The sequence below is a fragment of the Micromonospora chalcea genome, from assembly GCF_028768405.1.
Lineage (GTDB): Bacteria > Actinomycetota > Actinomycetes > Mycobacteriales > Micromonosporaceae > Micromonospora > Micromonospora chalcea.
In genome coordinates, this window is the sequence record NZ_CP118233.1 from 1331365 (window position 1) to 1353037 (window position 21673).

20 protein-coding genes and 1 riboswitch are annotated in these 21673 nt (G+C 71.7%); of the genes, 12 read left to right on the plus strand and 8 right to left on the minus strand.

Annotation, left to right across the window (positions count from 1 at the left end; genetic code table 11):
* Positions 1-17: 17 nt before the first annotated feature.
* Together PVK74_RS06205 and PVK74_RS06210 are read right to left on the minus strand one after the other, a co-directional pair.
* Positions 18-143 (minus strand): MFS transporter small subunit, encoded by a 126-nt coding sequence (locus PVK74_RS06205; protein ID WP_255361250.1) that lies wholly within the window; start codon positions 141-143, stop codon positions 18-20.
* Positions 140-1549 carry an OFA family MFS transporter gene (locus PVK74_RS06210; RefSeq protein ID WP_274478459.1) on the minus strand — a complete coding sequence of 470 codons (1410 nt, stop codon included), beginning with the start codon at positions 1547-1549 and terminating at the stop codon, positions 140-142. The genes PVK74_RS06205 and PVK74_RS06210 overlap by 4 nt, the downstream gene beginning before the upstream one ends.
* A 178-nt stretch (positions 1550-1727) precedes the next feature.
* Here PVK74_RS06210 and pdxY point away from each other — a divergent pair, with 178 nt between their 5' ends.
* The 4 genes from pdxY (at position 1728) to PVK74_RS06230 (ending at position 5993) form a co-directional block, all read left to right on the plus strand.
* Complete coding sequence (gene pdxY, locus PVK74_RS06215; RefSeq protein WP_043324020.1) at positions 1728-2579, plus strand: pyridoxal kinase PdxY; 852 nt, start codon at positions 1728-1730, stop codon at positions 2577-2579.
* 98 nt (positions 2580-2677) lie between these two features.
* Complete coding sequence (locus PVK74_RS06220) at positions 2678-3142, plus strand: helix-turn-helix transcriptional regulator (protein ID WP_113974130.1); 465 nt, start codon at positions 2678-2680, stop codon at positions 3140-3142.
* Positions 3143-3147: 5 nt separating this feature from the next.
* Positions 3148-3561: a VOC family protein gene (locus tag PVK74_RS06225; protein WP_043330132.1), complete on the plus strand. Its 414-nt coding sequence runs from the start codon at positions 3148-3150 to the stop codon at positions 3559-3561.
* A 56-nt stretch (positions 3562-3617) separates the two neighbouring features.
* Positions 3618-5993 (plus strand): excinuclease ABC subunit UvrA, encoded by a 2376-nt coding sequence (locus PVK74_RS06230; RefSeq protein WP_274478461.1) that lies wholly within the window; start codon positions 3618-3620, stop codon positions 5991-5993.
* Between the two features lie 39 nt (positions 5994-6032).
* On the opposite strand, the gene PVK74_RS06235 is transcribed toward PVK74_RS06230, so the two are convergent.
* The 3 genes from PVK74_RS06235 to PVK74_RS06245 all read right to left on the minus strand — a co-directional run bounded on the left by PVK74_RS06235 (position 6033) and on the right by PVK74_RS06245 (position 8676).
* Positions 6033-6740 carry a response regulator gene (locus PVK74_RS06235; protein WP_043324014.1) on the minus strand — a complete coding sequence of 236 codons (708 nt, stop codon included), beginning with the start codon at positions 6738-6740 and terminating at the stop codon, positions 6033-6035.
* 99 nt (positions 6741-6839) lie between these two features.
* The gene (locus PVK74_RS06240; protein ID WP_069089646.1) at positions 6840-8099 is read right to left on the minus strand and encodes a sensor histidine kinase; all 1260 of its coding nucleotides are present in this window, start codon (positions 8097-8099) and stop codon (positions 6840-6842) included.
* 7 nt (positions 8100-8106) lie between these two features.
* Positions 8107-8676 (minus strand): hypothetical protein, encoded by a 570-nt coding sequence (locus tag PVK74_RS06245; protein ID WP_158560005.1) that lies wholly within the window; start codon positions 8674-8676, stop codon positions 8107-8109.
* A gap of 285 nt (positions 8677-8961) precedes the next feature.
* Here PVK74_RS06245 and lanKC point away from each other — a divergent pair, with 285 nt between their 5' ends.
* The 4 genes from lanKC (at position 8962) to PVK74_RS06265 (ending at position 15473) form a co-directional block, all read left to right on the plus strand.
* On the plus strand, positions 8962-11577 hold the full coding sequence (gene lanKC, locus PVK74_RS06250; protein WP_274478462.1) for a class III lanthionine synthetase LanKC: 2616 nt from the start codon (positions 8962-8964) through the stop codon (positions 11575-11577).
* 329 nt (positions 11578-11906) lie between these two features.
* Entirely contained in the window at positions 11907-13172 is a 1266-nt protein-coding gene (locus tag PVK74_RS06255) for an MFS transporter (protein WP_274478463.1), read from the plus strand.
* A 133-nt stretch (positions 13173-13305) separates the two neighbouring features.
* Positions 13306-14028, plus strand: a complete 723-nt coding sequence (locus tag PVK74_RS06260; protein WP_147265160.1) for a hypothetical protein — start codon at positions 13306-13308, stop codon at positions 14026-14028.
* 449 nt (positions 14029-14477) lie between these two features.
* Complete coding sequence (locus PVK74_RS06265; RefSeq protein ID WP_274478464.1) at positions 14478-15473, plus strand: tyrosine-type recombinase/integrase; 996 nt, start codon at positions 14478-14480, stop codon at positions 15471-15473.
* On the opposite strand, the gene PVK74_RS06270 is transcribed toward PVK74_RS06265, so the two are convergent.
* Positions 15463-16485, minus strand: a complete 1023-nt coding sequence (locus tag PVK74_RS06270) for a beta family protein (RefSeq protein ID WP_274478465.1) — start codon at positions 16483-16485, stop codon at positions 15463-15465. The two genes, PVK74_RS06265 and PVK74_RS06270, sit on opposite strands and share 11 nt — an antisense overlap.
* A 225-nt stretch (positions 16486-16710) precedes the next feature.
* Between PVK74_RS06270 and PVK74_RS06275 the strand changes: the two genes are divergently transcribed.
* Both PVK74_RS06275 and PVK74_RS06280 read left to right on the plus strand, forming a co-directional pair.
* A complete protein-coding gene (locus tag PVK74_RS06275; protein WP_274479252.1) occupies positions 16711-17643 on the plus strand; it encodes a hypothetical protein in 933 nt (310 codons plus the stop codon).
* Positions 17642-17723, plus strand: a riboswitch (ZMP/ZTP riboswitch). (Overlaps the previous gene by 2 nt.)
* 13 nt (positions 17724-17736) lie before the next feature.
* On the plus strand, positions 17737-18603 hold the full coding sequence (locus tag PVK74_RS06280; protein WP_064445951.1) for a bifunctional 5,10-methylenetetrahydrofolate dehydrogenase/5,10-methenyltetrahydrofolate cyclohydrolase: 867 nt from the start codon (positions 17737-17739) through the stop codon (positions 18601-18603).
* Positions 18604-18606: 3 nt separating this feature from the next.
* Here PVK74_RS06280 and PVK74_RS06285 read toward each other — a convergent pair whose 3' ends face one another.
* Positions 18607-19386 (minus strand): endonuclease/exonuclease/phosphatase family protein, encoded by a 780-nt coding sequence (locus PVK74_RS06285; RefSeq protein ID WP_210882863.1) that lies wholly within the window; start codon positions 19384-19386, stop codon positions 18607-18609.
* 174 nt (positions 19387-19560) lie between these two features.
* On the opposite strand from PVK74_RS06285, the gene PVK74_RS06290 reads away from it, so the two are divergent.
* On the plus strand, positions 19561-20331 hold the full coding sequence (locus PVK74_RS06290; RefSeq protein ID WP_176722890.1) for a sulfite exporter TauE/SafE family protein: 771 nt from the start codon (positions 19561-19563) through the stop codon (positions 20329-20331).
* Positions 20316-21119 (plus strand): GNAT family N-acetyltransferase, encoded by an 804-nt coding sequence (locus PVK74_RS06295; protein WP_274478466.1) that lies wholly within the window; start codon positions 20316-20318, stop codon positions 21117-21119. Before PVK74_RS06290 ends, PVK74_RS06295 begins: the two co-directional genes overlap by 16 nt.
* On the opposite strand, the gene def is transcribed toward PVK74_RS06295, so the two are convergent.
* On the minus strand, positions 21099-21608 hold the full coding sequence (gene def, locus PVK74_RS06300) for a peptide deformylase (RefSeq protein ID WP_064445948.1): 510 nt from the start codon (positions 21606-21608) through the stop codon (positions 21099-21101). The genes PVK74_RS06295 and def overlap by 21 nt on opposite strands.
* Positions 21609-21673: the final 65 nt, after the last annotated feature.

Sequence of the window (21673 nt, forward strand, 5' to 3'; positions counted from 1 at the left end):
CCGCCTCGCCTTCTGCGCTACTGGGTGAACAGCTTCGCCGCCGTGATCACCGTCTGCACCACCCCGTAGCCCAGCAGCACCGACACCACCAGCCACGACACCACCAGGCGGGTCCGCTGCCCGCCACCGCTGTGCTCGTTCACGATCCGCTCCTCTCCGTCGGCCCCTGCGCTGTCCCGTCCCGTCCCGACGCCGGCTCGTGGTAGCGCTCCGGCACCGGCCGCACCAGCAGGTTCGCCACCAGGCCGACGGCCAGCACGCCGACCATCGTGAACAGCGCCGGCCGGTACGCCGCCGCGGTCAACGTGCCCGGCTCGCCCTGCGCGTCGAGGAACCCGTTGACGATCAGCGGCCCGGCCACCCCGGCCGCCGACCACGCGGTCAGCAGCCGGCCGTGGATCGCGCCCACCTCGAACGTGCCGAACAGGTCCCGCAGGTACGCCGGAATGGTCGCGAACCCGCCGCCGTAGAACGACAGGATCACGGACGCCAGCAGCACGAACAACGCCGTCGAGGTCTGCCCCACCAGCGCCAGCAGCAGGTACAGCACCATGCCCACACCCAGGTACACCACGTAGATCGGCTTACGGCCGATCACATCCGACGTGGACGACCACACGAACCGGCCCGCCATGTTGAACAGCGACAGCACTCCCACGAACCCGCCGGCCGCCGCCACCGACACCGCCGAGGTCCCGTTGTCGCGGAAGAAGTCCTGGATCATCGGGCTGGCCTGCTCCAGGATGCCGATACCCGCCGTCACGTTGCAGAACAGCACCACCCACAGCAGCCAGAACGACCGCGTCTTCAGCGCGTTGGCCGCCGACACGTTCGCCGTGGTCACCAGCGGCTTCTTCGCCACCGTCGACGGGTCGAAACCGGCCGGCCGCCAGTGCGGCGCCGGCACCCGCACGTTGAACACCCCGAACATCATGATCACGAAGTAGCCGATGCCGAGCGTCACGAACAGCCACACCAGCGCCGAGCCCGACGCGGTGGAACCGCTGTCCGACGGGTCGTACCCGGCGTCGTAGAACGACAGCAGCTGCCGGGACAGGGGAGAGGCCACCATCGCCCCGCCACCGAACCCCATGATCGCCAGCCCGGTCGCCAGCCCCGGCCGGTCCGGGAACCACTTGATCAACGTGGAGACGGGGGAGATGTACCCGATCCCCAGACCGATCCCGCCCAGCACCCCGTACCCCAGGTACAGCAGCCACAGCTGCCCGGTCGCGATGCCCAGCGCCCCGACCAGGAATCCCGCCGCCCAGAAACACGCCGACACGAACATGGCCTTACGCGGCCCGTTCGCCTCCACCCACGTACCGGCGACCGCGGCCGACAACCCCAGCATCACGATCGCGATGCTGAAGATCACCCCGATCGCCGTCTGACTTGTGTCGAAATGCGCGATCAGGGAGTTCTTGTACACGCTCGTCGCGTACACCTGCCCGATGCACAGATGGATCGCCAGCGCCGCCGGAGGAATCAGCCAGCGGCTGTACCCCGGCGGCGCGACGGTGTGCCGACGATCGAGTGCGGAAAGCATCGTTGCTTCCTCCGTCCAGAAGGCGAGAACAGCCCGTTCATGCCCCCACCGCACGCTGCGCCCAAACCCGCCCCGCGCCCGGCGGTCGAAACCCTGAGCCGAACGGTCACCGCGGTCCCGGCCCGTCATCACCCCACCACGGGCCGTCAGCCCTCGCCGGGGATGCGACCATGAGCAGGTGAAGATCCTGTCCATCCAGTCGTCGGTCGCCTACGGCCACGTCGGCAACTCCGCCGCCGTGTTCCCGCTGCAACGCCTCCGACACGAGGTCTGGCCGGTCCTGACCGTGCACTTCTCCAACCACACCGGCTACGGCGCCTGGCGCGGCCCCCTGCTCGCCCCCACCGACGTCGCCGACGTCATCGCCGGCATCGCCGACCGCGGGGTGCTCGGCACCGCCGACGCCGTGCTCTCCGGCTACCAGGGCGACCCCGCCGTCGGCGCGGTCATCCTCGACGCCGTCGCCCAGGTCAAAGCGGCGAACCCGGCCGCCCTCTACTGCTGCGACCCGGTCATGGGCGACGTCGGCCGCGGCATGTTCGTCCGCCCCGGCATCCCCGAGTACCTCCGCGACACCGTCGTCCCCCGCGCCGACATCGTCACCCCCAACCAGTTCGAGCTGGAGTTCCTCGCCGGCCGCACCACCGATACCCTCGACGACCTGCTCGCCGCCGTCGACACCGTCCGCGCCACCGGCCCCCGGCACGTCCTGGTCACCAGCGTCCTGCACGGCGACCTGCCCGCCGGGCACCTGGAAGTCGTCGCCGTGTCCGACGAGGGCGCCTGGGCCGTCACCACCCCGCTGCTGCCGATCGCCCCCAACGGCGGCGGCGACGTCACCGCCGCCCTCTACCTGGCGCACCTCGCCACCACCGGCTCACCACAGACCGCGCTGGAACGCACCACAAACTCGATCTACGCGGTACTCGAGGCGACCCTCGACGCCGGCACCCGGGAGCTGCAACTCGTCGCCGCCCAGGACGCCATCGCCGAGCCGCCCACCCGGTTCACCGCCCGCCGGCTGCGCTGACCGCCGCCCGGGTGCACCAGCCGCCCAGGTGCACCCGGGCGGCGACTCGCCGCTCGAACAGGTGGACGACACCACCGCCCAGCAGGCAGGATGCGGACGTGTCACCGCACCAGGGCACCGACGACCCCGCGTTCGCCCAACGGCTGCGCGACCTGACCCGGCTGCGCCGCGTCCGCGACCGCATCGACCGCGAGTACGCCAGCCCCCTCGACGTCGAAGCCCTCGCCCGCGGCGAGCACATGTCCGCCGGCCACCTCAGCCGCCAGTTCCGCCAGACCTACGGCGAGTCCCCGTACTCGTACCTCATGACCCGCCGCATCGAACGCGCGATGGCCCTGCTGCGCCGTGGTGACCTCAGCGTCACCGATGTCTGCTTCGCCGTCGGCTGTCAGTCCCTGGGCACCTTCAGCACCCGGTTCACCGAACTCGTCGGCGAACCGCCCAGCGCCTACCGCGCCCGTCACGCCCCCGACACCGCCGAGCCGCCCCCGTGCCTGACCAAACAGGTGACCCGACCGATCAGGAATCGAGAAGCCCGCACCGGCCGGCCACCGTTAGCGTGACCACCATGACGATCACCATTCACTACACGTTCCTGCCGCACACCGACGCCGACGCCGCCATCGCCTTCTACCGCGACACCCTCGGCTTCGAACTGCGCAACGACGTCGGCCAGGGCGACACCATGCGCTGGCTCACCGTCGGCCCACCGAACCAGCCCGAGACCGGCATCGTCCTGCACCCGCCGGCCGTCGACCCCGGCATCAGCGACGACGAGCGCCGCACCATCCTCGAACTCATCGCCAAGGGCAGCTACGGCGCGCTCACCCTCGCCACCGACGACCTCGACGGCCTGTTCGACCGGCTGGCGGCCAGCGGCGCCGACGTGGTCCAGGAACCCACCGAACAGCCCTACGGCGTACGCGACTGCGCGTTCCGCGACCCCACCGGCAACCTCATCCGCATCAACGAGCGGCGCTGACGGCGCCCGCGGCGGACGCTGGCTCGACCGGAACACCCGACCCGGACGGAGAGACCATGAGCGAGGCCACCACCGGCCTGCACCGCGCCGACAGCCACGACGTCATCCGCGTCCTCGGCGCCCGCGAGAACAACCTGCGCGACGTCCACGTCGAACTGCCCAAACGCCGCCTCACCGTGTTCACCGGCGTGTCCGGCTCCGGCAAGAGCTCACTGGTCTTCGGCACCATCGCCGCCGAGTCCCAGCGCCTGATCAACGAGACCTACAGCGCCTTCGTCCAGGGTTTCATGCCCACCCTGTCCCGGCCCGAGGTCGACGTCCTGGAGGGCCTCACCACCGCCATCATCGTCGACCAGGAACGCATGGGCGCGGACCCACGCTCCACCGTCGGTACCGCCACCGACGTCAACGCGATGCTGCGCATCCTGTTCAGCCGCCTCGGCGACCCCCACATCGGCCCGCCCAACGCCTACTCGTTCAACGTCCCCTCCGTACGCGCCGCCGGCGCGATCACCGTCGACCGCGGCCCCGGCAAGACCCAGACCAGGAAGGGCACCTTCAACCGCCTCGGCGGCATGTGCCCCCGCTGCGAGGGCCGCGGCGCGGTCACCGACTTCGACCTGACCGTCCTCTACGACGAGAAGTTGTCCCTCAACGAGGGCGCCATCACCATCCCCGGCTACAGCATGGACGGCTGGTACGGCCGCATCTTCCGCTCCAGCGGCCTGTTCGACCCGGACAAGCCGATCCGCGACTACACCAAGCGGGAACTGAGCGACCTGCTCCACAAGGAACCCACCAAGATCAAGGTCGACGGCATCAACGTCACCTACACCGGCCTCATCCCCGCCATCAGCAAGTCGATGCTCGCCAAGGACGTCGACGCCATGCAGCCGCACATCCGCGCCTTCGTCGAACGCGCCATCACGTTCACCACCTGCCCCGACTGCGACGGCACCCGCCTGGCCCCCGAAGCCCGCTCCTCGAAGATCAACGGCGTCAGCATCGCCGACGTCTGCGCCATGCAGATCAGCGACCTCGCCACCTGGGTACGCGACCTGCGCGAACCCTCCGTCGCCCCGCTGCTCAAGGCGCTGGGGGACACCCTCGACTCGTTCGTCGAGATCGGCCTGGGCTACCTCAGCCTCGACCGGCCCGCCGGCACCCTCTCCGGCGGCGAGGCCCAGCGCACCAAGATGATCCGCCACCTCGGCTCGTCCCTCACCGACGTCACCTACGTCTTCGACGAACCCACCATCGGGCTGCACCCGCACGACATCGCCCGCATGAACAACCTCCTGCTGCAACTGCGCGACAAGGGCAACACCGTCCTCGTCGTCGAACACAAACCCGAAACCATCGCCATCGCCGACCACGTCGTCGACCTCGGCCCCGGCGCCGGCACCGCCGGCGGCACCATCTGCTACGAGGGCACCGTCGCCGGCCTGCGCGCCAGCAGCACCACCACCGGCCGCCACCTCGACGACCGCGCAACCCTCAAGGACAAGCCGCGTACGCCCACCGGCGCGCTGCCGATCCGCGGCGCCCGCACCCACAACCTGCGCGACGTCGACGTGGACATCCCCCTCGGTGTCCTGGTCGTGGTCACCGGCGTCGCCGGTTCCGGCAAGAGCAGCCTCATCCACGGCTCACTGGCCAGACGCGACGACGTCGTCAGCGTCGACCAGACCGCCATCCGCGGCTCCCGCCGCAGCAACCCGGCCACCTACACCGGTCTGCTCGACCCCATCCGCAAGGCGTTCGCCAAGGCCAACGGCGTCAAACCCGCCCTGTTCAGCGCCAACTCCGAAGGCGCCTGCCCGACCTGCAACGGCGCCGGCGTCATCTACACCGACCTCGGCATGATGGCCGGCGTCGCCAGCACCTGCGAGGACTGCGAAGGCAAACGGTTCCAGCCCGCCGTGCTCGACTACCACCTCGGCGGCCGCGACATCAGCCAGGTCCTCGCCATGTCCGTCGACGAGGCCGAGATCTTCTTCAGCGACGGTGAGGCCCGCACCCCGGCCGCCCACACCATCCTCGACCGGCTCGCCGACGTCGGCCTCGGCTACCTCACGCTCGGCCAGCCGCTGACCACGCTGTCCGGCGGGGAACGGCAGCGCCTCAAGCTCGCCACCCGGATGGGGGACAAGGGCGGCGTGTACGTCCTGGACGAACCCACCACCGGCCTGCACCTGGCCGACGTCGCCCAGCTGCTCGGCCTGCTCGACCGGCTCGTCGACGCGGGCAAGTCCGTCATCGTGATCGAACACCACCAGGCGGTCATGGCGCACGCCGACTGGATCATCGACCTCGGCCCCGGCGCCGGTCACGACGGCGGCCGGATCGTCTTCGAGGGCACCCCGGCGGATCTGGTGGCCGCCCGGTCCACGCTCACCGGCGAACACCTCGCCGACTACGTCGGCGCCTGACCGGCGCGCCCGCTGAGACCCCCGGCCGCGCCGCGGGTCTCAGCGGGACAGGCCGGCCATCCGGGCCGGCGGCGCCGTGCCGGGCTCCACCAGGCCGCACTGGTACGCGGCCACCACCGCGTGCGTCCGATCCCGCAGCCCCAGCTTCGTCAGCACCCGGCTGACGTGCGTCTTGACAGTCGCGTCGCCCAGCACCAGATGCTCGGCGATCTCCCGGTTCGACATCCCGTACGCCATCAGCACCAGCACCTCCCGTTCCCGCGGGGTGAGCCGGCGCATCTGCACCGGGGTGGGCAGTCCCGGGTCGGGCCGGGCGGCGAGGTCGTCGAGCAGCCGCCGGGCCACCGCCGGATCCAGCCACGCCTCGCCGTCGGCCACCGCCCGGATCGCCGACACCAGCTCGGCGGGCGCGGCGTCCTTGAGCACGAAACCGGACGCGCCCGCCCGCAACGCGGCGTGCACCGCCTCGTCCACGTGGTACGTGGTCAGCATGATGATCCGTACCGGCTGCTGCGGGTCGTCGATGAGCTGCTCGTCGGCCATCAGCCTGGTCGCGGCCAACCCGTCGGTGCCGGGCATCCGCACATCCATCAGCACCACGTCCGGGCGCAGCCGCCGACTGACCTCCACGGCCTGCGCCCCGTCGTCGGCCTCGGCGACGACCTCGATGTCAGGTTCGTTGGTGAGCAGCATCGCGAGTCCCGCCCGTACGAGCGGCTGGTCGTCGGCGAGCAGCACCCGGATCATGAAGGCTCCCGTCGTCGGCGGCCGGGACAGTGGCCCCACCACATGATCATCGACGCCGGCGGCGGCGGCCACCCTGATGTCGCACAGCGGACACGCCGTTCACCCGACAGCCGGCGCCCCGCCGTCACCCGAGGCCGCCACCAGGTCGCCGTGCTGCGCGACCGGCAGCGTCGCGCTCACCCGGAACCCGCCCTCGGCACGCGGCCCGGCGACCAGACGACCGCCGACACGCTCCAGCCGCTCGGCGAGGCTGGCCAGCCCGTTACCGGTCGACAGTCCCGCCGCCGCGCCCGCCTCGCGGCCCGAGCCGTCGTCGTCGACGCGCAGCAACAGCACCCGCTCCTGCCACCCGAAATGAACAGTCGCGCAGGCCCGCCGGCCGACGTGCTTGAGCGTGTTCGTCAGGCTCTCCTGCACCGTCCGGTACGCCGCCAGCTCGATACTCGGATCCAGCGGCCTGGGACTCCCGGACACCGACATCGTCACCGTCAGCCCCGCGCACCGCATCGACGTCAGCAGCACCTCGATGTCGTCCAGCCGCGGCTGCGGACCCGGCTCACCGTCGCCCACCGGCCCCGACTCGGCCCGCATGACCGCCAGCAGCCGCCGCAACTCCGCCATCGCCTGCTGCCCGGCCTGCTGGATGTGCAGCAGCGCCTCCCGGGTCCGCTCCGGATCGGACGCGCTGATCCGCGCCGCGCCAGCGGCCTGCAACACCATCACCGTCACCGAGTGGGACACCACGTCGTGCAGTTCCGCGGCGATCCGGCGACGCTCCAACGCCACCGCCTCCGCCCGCGCCACACGCCGCTCCCGCTCCAACTGGGCCACCCGCCGCCGGTGCCGCCGCACCACCGACCCGGCCGCCCACGCAGCCGCGTAGATGAGCGCGAACATCAACGCGGTCACCACGAACTCCCCGGCCCGCGCGCCCGCACTCGGCTCCACCCGGAACGAGTCGAACGCGCTGAGCAGGCTCCGCGCGCACGCCGCCGCGTACGCCGCCGCCGACACCACCAGCGGCCGCAACGCCGCCACCGTGTACAACGCCACGATCAGGCCCACCCACGGCCGGTAGTCGTGCAGCAGGAACCACATCGCCACGCCGTGCACGCACTCGAACGCGAACACCGCCACCGGCGCGCGGGCCCGCCACCACAGGGCGCCGACCGACAACACCGCGGCGAGCACCTGCAACCACTGCCGGGCCGGGCCGACCGGCTCGCTCTGGATCACCACGGACGACGCCGTGAACAGGTCGAGCAGGCCCAGCACCGGCAGCAGCAGAAGATCGTGACGCCACCATCTCGCCGCCCGCGCCGGGGCGGACGGCGCCACCGCACCGGTCACCGACGTCATCGGCGGATCAGGAGTTTTCCGTAGGGCAGCCGATGCCGAACAACCGGCACGTCCAGGACAGCGGCGAGCCGTCGTCGTCACCGCCGCCGTCACCGTCCGGCGACGGCGTGGCCGCGCCCACCCGGTGCGTGGTCACCGGCACCGCCGTCCGGCCCGGCGCACCCGCCCGGCCCGCCCCCACCAGCACGACCGGCGCCACGACGTCGGCCGCCGCGTCCGCGGCCACCCGCCACCGCCCGTCCGCGTCGTCGGCGAGCATCGCCAACACCCGCCGCACCGCCAAGGCATCAGTGCCGTGCCCACCGGGAACCGTCGCGCCGGCCAGCGACACCATCACCAGGTCCGCCTCGTCACGGTGCAACACCGACACCTCGGCGACAGCGAGCGACCGCGCGTCCCCGCCGGCCACCCCCACCAGCCGCACCGCGTCGCCGGAACGCGCCCGGCCCGCACCCACCGTCCTCAGCAGACACCGCCGTCCGTCCAACGGCACCCCACGCGCGACGGTCACCCACCCCGCCGGCCGCTGCGCCTGCAGGAACACCACCACCGGCGGCGACTGGACCTCGGTCCTCATCACAGACCTCCACAGAAGGAAATGCGGGCGAACAGCCCGCGTACGCGAGAAATTCTGGTCCACACCGGCCCGCCGGACGTCCCCGTACCGGGTGACATCCGGTGTCCACTTCCAGACGGACCCCCGACGCCCACCACCGGGCCGGGACGGACCCCGAACCTCGCCCCACGGCCGGACGCCAGCACCGGCCGGCTACCACCACGATGGAACCAGTCCAGGCGACAACGGCAACACACCGAACCGCCCCGGACACCCAACCCATTCGTCACGGCCGCGAGGTTTGCCATGCCCACGCCCGGAGCGTTCCTGATCGCCGACCCGGTCCACGTCGACTCACCGGCGTACGTCGCCGACACGGCGAGCCGGTTCCCGCTGGCCGACCAGACCCCGCCCGACGGCTGGCGCGTCGCCGAACACGGCGGCTGGATCATGTGGCACCCGCCGCAGGCGCAGCTGCCCCAGCAGGGCTGGAAAGTCCACGTGTCGGTGAACCTCGACGACGCCGCCGACGTCCTCGACCTGGTACGCGACCACTGCGTGACCCACCGGGTCGCCTTCAAGTTCCAACGCAGCCGCCGCCTCGCCCTGGTCAACAACGAGAAGTACGCCCACCGCGCCGGCAGCGGCAAACTCGCCGCCCTCTACCCGGCCGACGACACCGCCCTGCGCCGCGTCCTCGACGACCTCGGCGCCCGCCTCGCCGGATACCGCGGCCCCTACGTCCTCAGCGACCTGCGCTGGCACGACGGACCCCTCTACCTGCGCTACGGCGGATTCGCCGAGCTCTGGTGCGTCGACGGCGACCAGCCCGTCCCCGCCGTCGCACGCCCCGACGGAACCCTCGTCCCCGACCGCCGCGAACCCGTCTTCACCGTGCCCGACTGGGCCCCCGTGCCCGACTTCGTCGCCGAGCACATCGCCGCCGTCGCCGCTGTCGACGCGCAGACGGACGACGAACCCCCGTACCGCATCGAGGAAGCCCTGCACCACTCCAACGCCGGCGGCGTCTACCGCGCCACCGACCTGCGCGACGGCCGCACCGTCGTCCTGCGCGAAGCCCGCCCGCACGCCGGACTCGACGGCGCCGGAACCGACGCGCTCACCCGCCTGCGCCGCGAAGAGACCATGCTGCGGCGCCTCGCCGGCCTCGACTGCGTACCCCAACTACTCGACCGCCTCACCTGGTGGGAACACCAGTTCCTGGTCGAAGAGCACGTCGACGGCGACACCCTCCAACACCACCTCGCCATGCGGCACCCACTCATCCACCCCGACCCCACCGAGCAGGACCTCACCGACTACACCACCTGGGCACTCGACGTCATCGACCAGGTCCAGGCAGCCCTGGCCCAGATACACGCCAGGGGAGTGGTCTTCGGCGACCTGCACACCGCCAACATCATGATCCGCCCCGACGGCCGGATCGTGCTCGTCGACTTCGAACAGGCGTACCTGACCGACGAGGACTTCACCCCCTCACTGGGCGACCCCGGATTCGCCACACCCCGCATCCGCCGAGGCACCGCCGTCGACACCTACGCCCTCGCCTGCCTGCGCCTCGCCGTCTTCGTACCACTGACACCACTCGCTGCCCTGAGCGACGACAAGTTCGACGACCTCCTCACGATCGCCCGGCGCTTCCCAGTACCACCCGGATACCTCGACCGCATCCGCGACGACCTGCGCACCGCACTGCACCCACCCACGCCCGGCCGCCGCCGCGTCACCCGCCACCAGTGGTCCGCCGACCCGCGCCAGCTGATCGAATCCCTGGCCGCCGGCATCCGCGCCACCGCCACACCGCACCGCACCGACCGGCTCTTCCCCGGCGACCCCGGCCAGTTCCCCCACGGCGGCGCCACCCTCGCGCACGGCGCCGCCGGCATCATCTGGGCACTCGTCAACACCGGCGTCGACTACCCCGAACGCGACGAACACCTCGACTGGCTCACCCGCGCCGCCCACCGCCTACCCGCCGCCCACCTCGGCCTCTACGACGGCCTCGCCGGCATCGCCGCCCTCCTCGACCGCACCGGACGCCACGACGACGCCGACGAACTGCTCGACCGATGTCGCACCGGCCTGCACCACCGCTACGGCCCCGGCCTGCACAGCGGCCTCGCCGGCATCGGACTCGCCCTGCTGCGCCCCGGCCGACCCGCCCCCGACGACGCCCTGCACATCGGCGACCGACTCGCCCGCACCCTCACCGGCGACACCACGCAACCCGTACCCGAACCCACCCGCCCCGGCCTGCTCCACGGCTGGTCCGGCCCCGCTACCTTCCTCACCCGCCTGCACGAAACCACCGGCGACCCCGCCTGGCTCCGCGCCGCCCGCACCGCCCTGCGCCGCGACCTGCAACACACCGTCCGCGACGACAACGGCAACCTCCACGTACGCGACGGCGCACGACGACTGTTCTACCTCGACGAAGGCAGCGCCGGCATCGCCGTCGCCGCCCACACACTGCTCCGCCACGGCGAACGCCAGTGGCTGCGCGACATCGTCACCACCGTCCGCCGCACCATCGACGTCGAATTCGTCCTGCTGCCCGGCCTCTTCCACGGCCGCGCCGGACTCCTCGCCACCGCCGCCCTGCTCACCGACGACCCACCGCGCCGCGCCACCCCGCACCGCCCCGTCGGACTCGTCCGCGACGACGCGCCCCACCACGTCCCCGCGCACCTGACCCGCCTCGCCTGGCACGCCTACGCCCTCGACGGCCACCTCGCGTTCCCCGGCGACACCCTGCTGCGCATCTCCACCGACCTCGCCGCCGGCGGCGCCGGAATCCTGTCCGCCATGCACGCCGCGCTGCACCGCACCGCCGTGACGCTGCCCTTCCTCGACGCGCCCACCCACGTCGCGCCCACCGGCCACCTCCTCGCCGCGAGCTGAACCCCCGCCCGGCGCCCACAGACCCCGTCGGAACCACCGACGGCCAACCCACCACACCCGAGAAGGAGGTGAACCCCCATGACGAAGCTCCTCAACCTGCAGGCCATGGCCACGCAGAACGGCACCCGCCACGCGGTCCCGCCGCAGTCCAGCAGCATCAGCATCGCCTGCTGCAACGGCTGAGACGGCAGTGGCGAACGGGCCACCAGCCCCAGCCACACCTGATCCGCCTGGCGACCCGGGCGGGCGGCCACCGCCCGCCCGGGTCCGTCGTCAACCCGGCCCGGTGAAGCCGGCATCCCGCCCGCCACCACGCACACGGAGCCCCCATGCCGCCCACCGGCCTACGACACAACCGCGACTTCCTCCTCATCACCGTCGCCCGCACCGCGTCGAAACTCGGCACCCAGGTCACCGCCGTCGCCACGCCGCTGCTCGTCCTGCTGACCACCGGCTCCGCCACCGACGCCGGCCTCGTCGCCTTCGCCGAAGGCATCGCCCTGGTCCTCGTACTCCTGCCCGCCGGCCTGCTCGCCGACCGCCGCGACCGGCGCATCCTCATGCTCTGCTGCGACGCCGGCGCGCTGCTCGCCGTCACCGGCGTCACCGTGCTCGCCCTCGTCGGACACGCGCCAGTCCTGCTCATCGCCGTCCTCGCCGCCGCCACCGCCGGCCTCGGCGCCGCGCTGCAACCCGCCGCCGCAGCCGCCACCCGCGCCGTCGTCCCAGCCCGGGACCTGCGTACGGCCACCGTGTTCAACGAGACCCGCAACGGCGTCGTCCACCTCGCCGGCCCGCCGCTCGGCGGCTTCCTGTTCGGCCTCGCCCCGGCACTGCCGTTCCTCGTCGACGCGCTCTCCTACGCCGTCTCCCTGGTCGCCGTGGCCCTGCTGCGCGGCCCACTCGGCCGGTCGGCGACCACGCCGGGGGAGTCCCTGCCCCGGCAGGCCGTCGCCGGGGTCCGGTTCCTGTGGCGGCAACCGTCGCTGCGGTTCACGCTGCTCTGCGGCGCCGTCCTGAACTTCGCGTTCGCGGGCGTCCTGCTGGCGATCATCGTCGTGCCGGTCCGCAACGGCGCCTCCGGACTGTCCGCCGGAACCGTGATGGCATGCGTCGGGCTCGGCGCCGTCGCCGGATCACTCGTCGCGTCCTGGCTGACCGCCCGGGTACCCACCCGCTGGCTGATCCTCGCCGTCGTCTGGGCCTGCGCCGTGCTGACCGCCGCGATGGCCACCACCGACAACGGACTGGTCCTGGGCGCGCTGGCCGGCGCCTGCGTCCTGGTCGTACCGGCCGCCAACATCAGCATGCTGACCCTCCAGACCCTGCTCACCCCCGGCGACCTGCAGGGGAGAGCGAACGCCGCGACCAGCTTCATCGCGCTGATCGTGGCGCCGTTCGGCCCGGCCCTGTCCGGCCTGCTGATCGACCGCGTACCGGCGCCGGTGGTGTTCGGCAGCTTCGCGGCGATCATGCTGGCGCTCGCCGTCGGCGCGGCCGTCGCGCCCGCCGTACGCGCCATGCCCGACCTGCGGGCCGTCGAGGAAGCCCCGGAGCCCGGCGAGGCCGAGCGCCGCGACCCGCAGCCGGTCTGAGCTGATCTTCGTACCGGCAGGCAGGGGAGAGGTGCTGGTCTTTCCGGGGACGTTCGGATGATCACGAGAGCGCCTCGCCCGTGCCACCATGTAGGGCCCTCCCAGGACAGGCCACAAGGGACGAGGTGCCGGCATGGAGCTGCGTAGGAGCCGAGAGAAGCTGTGGAGGGGCCTCACGGTCTTCGGAGTCGGCGTGCTCCCGCTGCTGTACCACACTTCCGCGTCGACCGGACGATGGATCCTTCTCGGCCTCTGGCTGGTGTCGGCCGGCCTGTTCGTCGCCTACCAGCTCAGGCCGTTCCGGTTCCGCATCGGAGCCGACGGACTGGATCTGCGGGTCGCCGGGCTCAACCGGCTGGTGGCATGGGCCGAGATCGACGCTGTCGTGCTCGACCAGCCGCTACCGTCCCGTGGCCGGAACCAGAGAGCCGCAAAGGTGCTGCTGGTGCCGGCCACCGCCGCGACGATCGACCGTCCGCTCACCGGCCGGAGCCCGGTCGACGGGCGGCCGGCCCTGAAGCTGCTCGACCTCGATCAGGTGCGGCAGCCGGCGGACGACGTGGCGGACGCCCTGGCCCGGTTCGGGGCAGGGCGATTCGCGGACGTCCGGCAGCAGGCCCCGGAACTGTCCGACGACGCGGATACGCCGGACACGGAGGCCCTGACGTTGTTGGCCGACCTGACACCGCGAGTCCAGAAGGCGCTCGACTCGGGGCAGGTGTCGCAGCGGCAGGCGGTCAAGGCAGAGGTGGACGCGGCACTCGCGAGACTGCAGGCCGGAGGTCACCAGCCACGGCTGGCCGCGCTTCTGAAGGTCATGTCGGACACCCTCGGCGAAGACGTAAAGCCCTCCTGAGCCGTGATTCGATAATGCACATTATGTCAAGTAAAGCTCCGGCGGGCCTCCCCGGACGTCCTCGCGAGGCGGCTGACCTTCCGGGACTTGGAGGTCCGGCCAGCTGCCCCGTCGCACCGCACACCTAGGCGCGGCCCGCCGACGCCGCACTCTCAACCCATCCACCGCTCCGGCGATCATGAGGTTGGCGGCGACAAATGGGACAGCATCCGCGGTCAACTTCATGATCGCCGGAGCGCAGAGGGCGCCGACCCCTTTCACCGCCCTCCCTGCTCCGGCCGAGTGCCGACAGGTGTGACTGCCGCTGCCAGTACGCGGATGTGGCCGCATCGGAGCGCCCGGGTTGCCGCCACCTCGGCGTAGTGGAGTTGATCATCGAGCGAGCGGGCCGCACTCCCCCTCGAAAGGACCCCCTGGCAGGAACGCGAGAATCATGCATAATATCCCTTATGCATGACAAACCGGACGAAACGGTAGGTGCTCTGATTGAGGAGTTCCTGACCGCCCGGGCCACCCGCAAGCCCTCCCCCCACACCCTGGCCGCGTACCGGAGGGATCTGACCGCAGTGGCCGAGCTGATCGCCGCCGACGGCGACGCCACTCCCCTCCCCCTGGACCGGGTCGCGGTCAGCTCCCTCTCCCCCAGAGTGATGCGCGCGGCGTTCGCGCGGTTCGCCGCTCCCCGCGCCGCCGCGTCGGTCCATCGTGCCTGGTCGACGTGGAACAGCTTCTTCACGTTCCTGGTGGCCGAGGGCGTCGTACCGGGCAATCCGATGCCGGCGGTGGGGCGGCCCCGTACGCCGCTCCCCCGACCCAAGCCACTGCGGGGCGAGGACACCCCGGAGGAACTGCTGGCGGCGGTGGCCCGGGCGGAGGGCCGGCAGCGTGACCCGTGGCCGGAGCGCGACCTGGCGGTGCTGGCGCTGGCGTTGTGCGCCGGGTTGCGCCTGTCGGAACTGCTGGCGCTGCGGGTGTCGTCGGTGGCGGGGCGCGACGGCGAGCGGCGGGTGGACGTGGCGGGCAAGGGCGGGCGGCCGCGTACGGTGCCGATCGAGGATGCCGTGGACCGGGTGCTCACGGGTTATCTGGACAGCCGGCGGCTCCGGTTCGGGGCGCGCAGTGTGCGGCCGGACGCTGCGTTCCTGGTGGACCGCCAGGGTGAGGCGTTGCGGCGGGGTGGGCTGCAGTACCTGGTGGAGTCGTGTTACCGGCGGGCGGGCATCGGTGACCGGGTGCCCCGGGGCGCGCGCTTGCACGCGCTGCGGCACACGTTCGCGACGCGGTTGGCGGAGGACGGGGCGAGCGCGGCGGAGATCATGCGGTTGCTGGGGCATGCGTCGTTGGCGTCGTCGCAGACGTACATCGAGGTGACGGCGGGTCAGCAGCGGGCGGCGGTTGCGGCGAACCGTACCAATCGGGCGTTGTCGGGGTTGCTCAAGCGGTAGTGGTCAGGCCGAGTTGAGCGGCCACGTACGCCAGGTGGTGTGACGTTCCCCAAGCGATCCAATCCGTGGCGACGCCGGTCCCGGCATGGCCTGCGGCTCGCAGAGCGATCTGCTCGTCGCCCCAGGAGAAGTGCCGTCCGGCGGCCGGCCAATGGTCGGCGGACACAAGGGCCTTGCAGATGTCGTAGATGCCGATGTTGCCCTTGCCGTCGCGCGTCGTCCGGTACGTCCACCAGGTATCGCGGCCGGTGTGCCGGATGTTCGGCGCTGGTCCCCAGCCTTTGCCGCTCGTCCCCGGATGAGCGATGCAGTAGTCGGCGAATTGGACGCCGTGCTGCTGAAGTCGCTGCCACAGTTCGAAGTCCCGGCGACGGAGTGGGGTTGCCCGATGAGGCGGAACCTGCGAGAGATTCGGGGGCATGCCGCCCGACGCGACGACGACGTCCTTCCAGTGATGGCGTCGGGTCCACGCGAGGTGCTTGCGGAGCAGGGGTTCTGCCTTCGTGAGGTCCTGGTCGGAGCGCACCTCGGCGGCGTCGAGGACGACGATGCAGTCCTCGGTACGCAACTCGATCACGGCCAACACCTGAGAAAGCCGACCGTCGACTTCGGTGACGTCTGGTTCGGCGTGGCTGGCCGTGACTCGCACGACGCCGCCTCCGTGCATGGCGGCGGCGCTACGCACGTCCGCAAGTTGTTGGGTTGTGTCCTGCAGGTGCACGACGGGCAGCGCTGAGATTCTCCAGGCTTCCAGGTCGACGGCGATGTCGTGGAGTGGTCGGCGAGTACCGGTCATCGGTTCTGGAAGGTGCTGCACATCGACAGCGACGACCATGCCGGGAGGAAGTGTTCGCTTTACACGTTCGATGAACTTGCGGGCGTCTTCGATCGGTCCCTTGTCAGGCACGACTTCGAAGATCGGGACGATGTGTGGCGCGAGTTCGCCAGCGAGGTTGTCGATGGCCTGGAACTCAGCTTTTCGACCTTTGAGGATCGGATAGTAGCCCGCCATGGCATCGCCCCACACGATTCGACGACAGTCACTTGTATCGATGTTGCACGTTCTGTGCCCGATCTACAACCGTGCGTATCCAGAATGGGTGAGTCAATGCGCTGCCGGGCTGGCAGGATCGGGCGGATGCGGGTGGGTGCGGCGCGGGCGGTGGCGGCCGGGTGGGTACGGGAGCGGATGCGCGTTGACCCGTCGGTCGAGGGGGCGTTCTTCAGCGGGTCGACTGTGGGGTTGCCGGACGACGCGCAGTTGCCGCCGTGGTCGGACGTGGATGTGTTGCTGGTGCGCCGGGAGCCCGGTGCGAAGGTGGGCAAGTTCGTGCATCGGGGGGTGCTGCTGGAGGTCAGCACGATCACGTGGGCGGAGTTGGGCGGCCCGGAGGATGTGCTGGGGTCGTGGGTGTTCGCGCCGATGTTGCGTACCGATGGGGTGATCGCGGATCCGTCGGGCCGGTTGGGCGCGGTGCGGGAGCGGGTGGCGGCGGCGTTCGCGGATCCGGTCTGGGTGCGGGCGCGGTGTGCGGGTGTGCGGCGGCGGATCGAGGCCGGGTTGCGGGCGGTCGACGCCGAGCTGCCAACCGCGGAGCAGGTGTTGACGTGGGTGTTTCCGACGTCGTTGCTGGCGGTGTGGCCGGCGGTGGCGGGGCTGGTGGATCCGACGGTGCGGCGGCGGTACGTGCGGGCGGAGCGCGTGTTGTCGCGGTTCGGGTTCGCGGACCGGTATCCGGGGTTGCTGGACACGCTCGACGGCGGCGGGGTGGGGTTGGGTCCGGCGCGGGTGCGGGCGCATCTGGCCGGGTTGGCGGTGGTGTTCGACGAGGTGGCGCGGTTGCCGCGGGAGGGGTTCGCGTTCGGGGCGGATCTGGGTGCGGCGGGGCGTCCGGTGGTGTTCGACGGTGCGGTTGAGCTGATCGGGGCGGGGCGGCATCGGGAGGCGATGTTCTGGGTGCTGGTGACGTACGCGCGGTGTCATGTGGTCTTGGGCGCGGTGGCGCCGGAGCGGGAGCGGGCGTTGCGGCCGGCGTTCCAGGCGGTGCTGGCGGATCTGGGTGTGGCGTCGGCGGCGGATCGGCGGCGTCGGGCGGACGGTCTGCTGGCGGCGTTGCCGGGGTGGCAGGTGGTGGTGGATGCGGTGGTGGCGGAGGCTGTGGCAGGCTGAGGGGGAACGCGACTGGCGGCACGGGGATGGGTGAACCATCGGGGAGCTCGTCGTGGGGGTCGACCGCCTGGGCCCCTGCGGGCGAGGTGTCGTATGTCTTCTGCGCGGTTGTTGCCGGGTGCTCCGGTGGCGGAGCGGGTGTTGTCGGAGGTCGCCGCGTCGGTGGCCGAGTTGCGGGCGGCGGGGGTGACGCCGGCGCTGGCGACGGTGCTGGTGGGTGACGACGACGCGAGCGCGGGTTATATCCGGATCAAGCAACGCCAGGCGGCGGAGTTGGGTTTCGTGTCGCCGCACGTGCATCTGCCGGCGTCGGCGTCGCAGGCGGATCTGCATGCGGTGCTGGCGGATTTCAACGCGGACGCCACGGTCCACGGGGTGCTGGTGCAGTATCCGATCCCGGGTCATCTGGACTACGACCGGGCGTTGGCGGTGCTGGATCCGGACAAGGACGTGGACGGGATGCATCCGGTGAACATGGGCCGGCTGGCGTTGGGGTTGCCGGGTCCGTTGCCGTGTACGCCGGCGGGGATCGAGGCGTTGCTGGCGTTTCACGGTGTGCCGGTGGCGGGCCGGGAGGTGGTGATCCTGGGCCGGGGTGCGACGTTGGGTCGGCCGCTTGCGATGTTGCTGGCGCAGAAGCGGCCGACGGCGAACGCGGCGGTGACTGTGGTGCACACGGGGGTGGCGGACTGGCCGCGGTACACGCGGCGGGCGGAGATCCTGATCGCGGCGGCGGGGGTGCCGGGGATCGTGCGGCCGGAGCATGTGCGTCCGGGTGCGGTGGTGGTCGGTGGTGGGGTGCGGTACGAGGGGCGGCGGTTGCTGCCGGACGTGGACGAGTCGTGTGCCGAGGTGGCGGGTGCGATCACGCCGCGTGTGGGCGGGGTGGGTCCGACGACTGTGGCGATGTTGTTCCGTAACGCGGTGGACGCGGCGCGGCGGCAGGCCGGGCTGGGTTGAGCGTCAGCCGAGGTCGACGACGAGGGGCCGGTGGTCGGAGATGGTGGCCAGCGGTGTGTGGACGGCGGTGACGGGTGGGAGCCGGTCGAGTGCGTGCCGGTCGGCGAGGATGTGGTCGAGTTGGACGCGGGGTTGCCCGGCCGGGTAGGTGGGGCGGCGGGCGAGGGGTCGCCAGCGGGTGAGCGCGGCGGCGGGTCCGGCGGGCAGGTTGAGGTCGCCGAGCAGGATCCGGGGTGCGGGCAGGGCGCGCAGGGCGCGGATGACGCGGCGTAGTTGCCAGACGTTCCAGCCGGGGACGAAGGACAGGTGGGTGGCGGCGACGGTGAGGGGGCCGTGGGGGGTGTCGAGGACGGCGGCGAGCACGACGCGGGGTTCGTCGCGGAGCAGGATGAGGCCGCCGCCGGGTCCGGGTGCGTAGATGGGTGAGCGGACGGGGGCGGCGCGTAGGCGGGTGACCTGCCAGGAGCGGACGGGGTGGCGGCTGATCAGGCCGATGCCGTAGAGGGGTTCGCCGTGGCCGTCGTCGTCGTGGGTGAGGGGGCGGAACTGTTCTCCGGGGGTGCCGACGACGGCGGCGGCGAAGCGGTGGTGGTCGGCGTGCAGGGCGCGGGCGGCCAGGGCGGTGAGGTCGAGTTTGCCGCTGCGGGTCTGGTCGCGGTCGACTTCCTGGAGGGCGAGGACGTCGGCGTCGAGGGCGGTGACGGCGGCGGTGAGCCGGTCGGGGTCGACGAGTCCGTCGGTGAGGGATCGGCCGTGCAGCAGGTTGAAGGTGGCCAGGCGCACCTGGACACCCTACGTCGTCGTGGCAGTCTTGCCGGGTGCTGAGACTGTTGTGCTGTTCGATGCTGGTGTTCGTGGCGGTGGGGTCGGTGGGGGTGTGGTTGCGGCGTCGTCGGGGCCGGTGAGGCTTGCCACAGGTGGCGTTGTCGCTGGTGGCGGGGTGGGCAGAATGCGGCGGTGGATGCCCTGTCGTTGACGACGTTGCTGACCGCTGCCCTTGTCGCGGGGTGGGTGGACGCGGTGGTGGGTGGCGGTGGTCTGTTGTTGTTGCCGGCGTTGCTGGTGGCGGCGCCGGGTGTGCCGGTGGCGACGGCGTTGGGCACGAACAAGCTGGCGGCGATTTTCGGTACGTCGACGGCGGCGGTGACGTATGCGCGGCGGACGAAGCTGGACTGGGGTGTGGCGGGTCCGGCGGCGGGGTTGGCGGTGCTGACGGCGGGGTTGGGTGCGGCGCTTGCGGGTGCGGTGCCGGGTGGCGCGTACCGGCCGGTGGTGCTTGTGGTGCTGGTGGCGGTGGCGGTGTTCGTGATGGCGCGGCCGTCGCTTGGTGTGGTGTCGTCGCCGCGGCGCACGCCGGGGCGGGTGGTGGTGGCGGTGGCGGTGGCCGGGTTGGGCATCGCCCTGTACGACGGGTTGATCGGTCCGGGTACGGGCACGTTTCTGGTGTTGGCGTTCACGGCGATTCTGGGTTCGGATTTCGTGCACGCGTCGGCGATGGCGAAGGTGGTGAACGCGGGTACGAATCTGGGTGCGCTTGTGGTGTTCGGGTTGACGGGGCACGTGTGGTGGGCGTTGGGTGCGGCGATGGCGGTGTGCAACGTGGTGGGGGCGGCGGTGGGCGCGCGGATGGCGTTGCGGCGGGGTGCGGGGTTCGTGCGGGTGGTGCTGCTGGTGGTGGTGCTGGCGTTGGTGGCCCGGTTGGGTTACGACCAGTGGTTGGCGGGCTGATCGCGGTGGCGGTGCGGGCGGAGCACGATCGGGCGGTGCTGGCGGGTCTGCTGGGCCGGGATCCGGTGTTGCACGCGTACCAGTTGGGTGATCTGGACGATTTCTTCTGGCCGTACACGTCGTGGTTCCGGCGTGGCGACCAGGTGGTGTTGCTGTATCACGGGGTGGAGTTGCCGACGTTGCTGGCGTTCGCGGCGCCGGATCGGGTGCCGGAGTTGGCGGGGTTGCTGGCGGAGGCGGCGCCGGTGTTGCCGGCGCGGATGTGGGCGCACCTGTCCCCCGGGCTGGAGGCGGTGGTGGGCCGCTGGTTCGTGGTGTCTGAGGCGGCGGCGCATCACCGGATGGCGTTGACGGATCCGGGTCGGTTGGCGGCGGTGCCGGCGGTGGGTGAGCCGTTGGGGCCGGCGGACGCGGCGGAGCTTTCCGGGTTGTACGCGGTGGCGTATCCGGGGAACTGGTTCGATCCGCGGATGCTGGACACGGGCCAGTACGTGGGGGTGCGGGAGCGGGGCCGGTTGGTGGCGGTGGCGGGGGTGCACGTGTTCTCGCCGCGGTGGCGGGTGGCGGCTTTGGGGAACGTGACGACGCATCCGGACGTGCGGGGTCGGGGTCTGGGCGCGGGGGTGGTGGCGGCGTTGTGCGCGCGGCTGCTGACGTTGGTGGATCATGTGACGTTGAACGTGCGGGCGGACAACGCGGCGGCGGTGCGGCTGTACGAGCGGTTGGGGTTCTCCCGGGTGGCCGGGTTCACCGAGTGCGCGTTGACGTCAGCGGCCGCGGCTGGGTGAGTCGAATCGGCCGGCGCGGATCTCGCGCAGGGCCCGGCGACGGGTGTCGCCGCGCAGGGTGTCGACGTAGAGGCGTCCGCGCAGGTGGTCGGTCTCGTGTTGCAGGGCGCGGGCGAGGAAGCCGCTGCCGGTGATGGTGAGGGGTTCGCCGTGCTGGTCGTAGCCGTGGGCGGTGGCGTGCAGGGCGCGGGGGGTCGGGAAGTACAGGCCGGGGATGGACAGGCAGCCCTCGTCGTCGTCCTGGAGTTCGTCGGACAGTTCCAACGTGGGGTTGATCATGTGGCCGCGCCGGCCGTCGGCGTCGTAGACGAACACCTGGGCGTTGACGCCGATCTGGGGCGCGGCGACGCCGGCGCGTCCGGGCGCGCCGAGCAGGGTGTCCATCAGGTCGGTGACGAGGGCGCGCAGTTCGGCGTCGAAGCTGGTGACGGGTTCGCTGGGGGTGCGCAGCACGGGGTCGCCGATGATCCGGATCGGGCGCATAGTCATGTCCGGAAGGCTATCCGTTGCTTACCGCGCGGTGGGGGGCACCCGCCGGGGCGGCGACGCTCGTA

Coding starts and splice junctions, on each gene's coding strand:
- PVK74_RS06280 (WP_064445951.1), top strand. CDS start 17,737: ATGTCTTCTGCGCGGTTGTTGCCGGGTGCTCCGGTGGCGGAGCGGGTG.
- PVK74_RS06255 (WP_274478463.1), top strand. CDS start 11,907: ATGCCGCCCACCGGCCTACGACACAACCGCGACTTCCTCCTCATCACC.
- PVK74_RS06245 (WP_158560005.1), bottom strand. CDS start 8,676: ATGAGGACCGAGGTCCAGTCGCCGCCGGTGGTGGTGTTCCTGCAGGCG.
- PVK74_RS06230 (WP_274478461.1), top strand. CDS start 3,618: ATGAGCGAGGCCACCACCGGCCTGCACCGCGCCGACAGCCACGACGTC.
- lanKC (WP_274478462.1), top strand. CDS start 8,962: ATGCCCACGCCCGGAGCGTTCCTGATCGCCGACCCGGTCCACGTCGAC.
- PVK74_RS06210 (WP_274478459.1), bottom strand. CDS start 1,549: ATGCTTTCCGCACTCGATCGTCGGCACACCGTCGCGCCGCCGGGGTAC.
- PVK74_RS06225 (WP_043330132.1), top strand. CDS start 3,148: ATGACGATCACCATTCACTACACGTTCCTGCCGCACACCGACGCCGAC.
- PVK74_RS06270 (WP_274478465.1), bottom strand. CDS start 16,485: ATGGCGGGCTACTATCCGATCCTCAAAGGTCGAAAAGCTGAGTTCCAG.
- def (WP_064445948.1), bottom strand. CDS start 21,608: ATGACTATGCGCCCGATCCGGATCATCGGCGACCCCGTGCTGCGCACC.
- PVK74_RS06265 (WP_274478464.1), top strand. CDS start 14,478: ATGCATGACAAACCGGACGAAACGGTAGGTGCTCTGATTGAGGAGTTC.
- PVK74_RS06260 (WP_147265160.1), top strand. CDS start 13,306: ATGGAGCTGCGTAGGAGCCGAGAGAAGCTGTGGAGGGGCCTCACGGTC.
- PVK74_RS06240 (WP_069089646.1), bottom strand. CDS start 8,099: ATGACGTCGGTGACCGGTGCGGTGGCGCCGTCCGCCCCGGCGCGGGCG.
- PVK74_RS06235 (WP_043324014.1), bottom strand. CDS start 6,740: ATGATCCGGGTGCTGCTCGCCGACGACCAGCCGCTCGTACGGGCGGGA.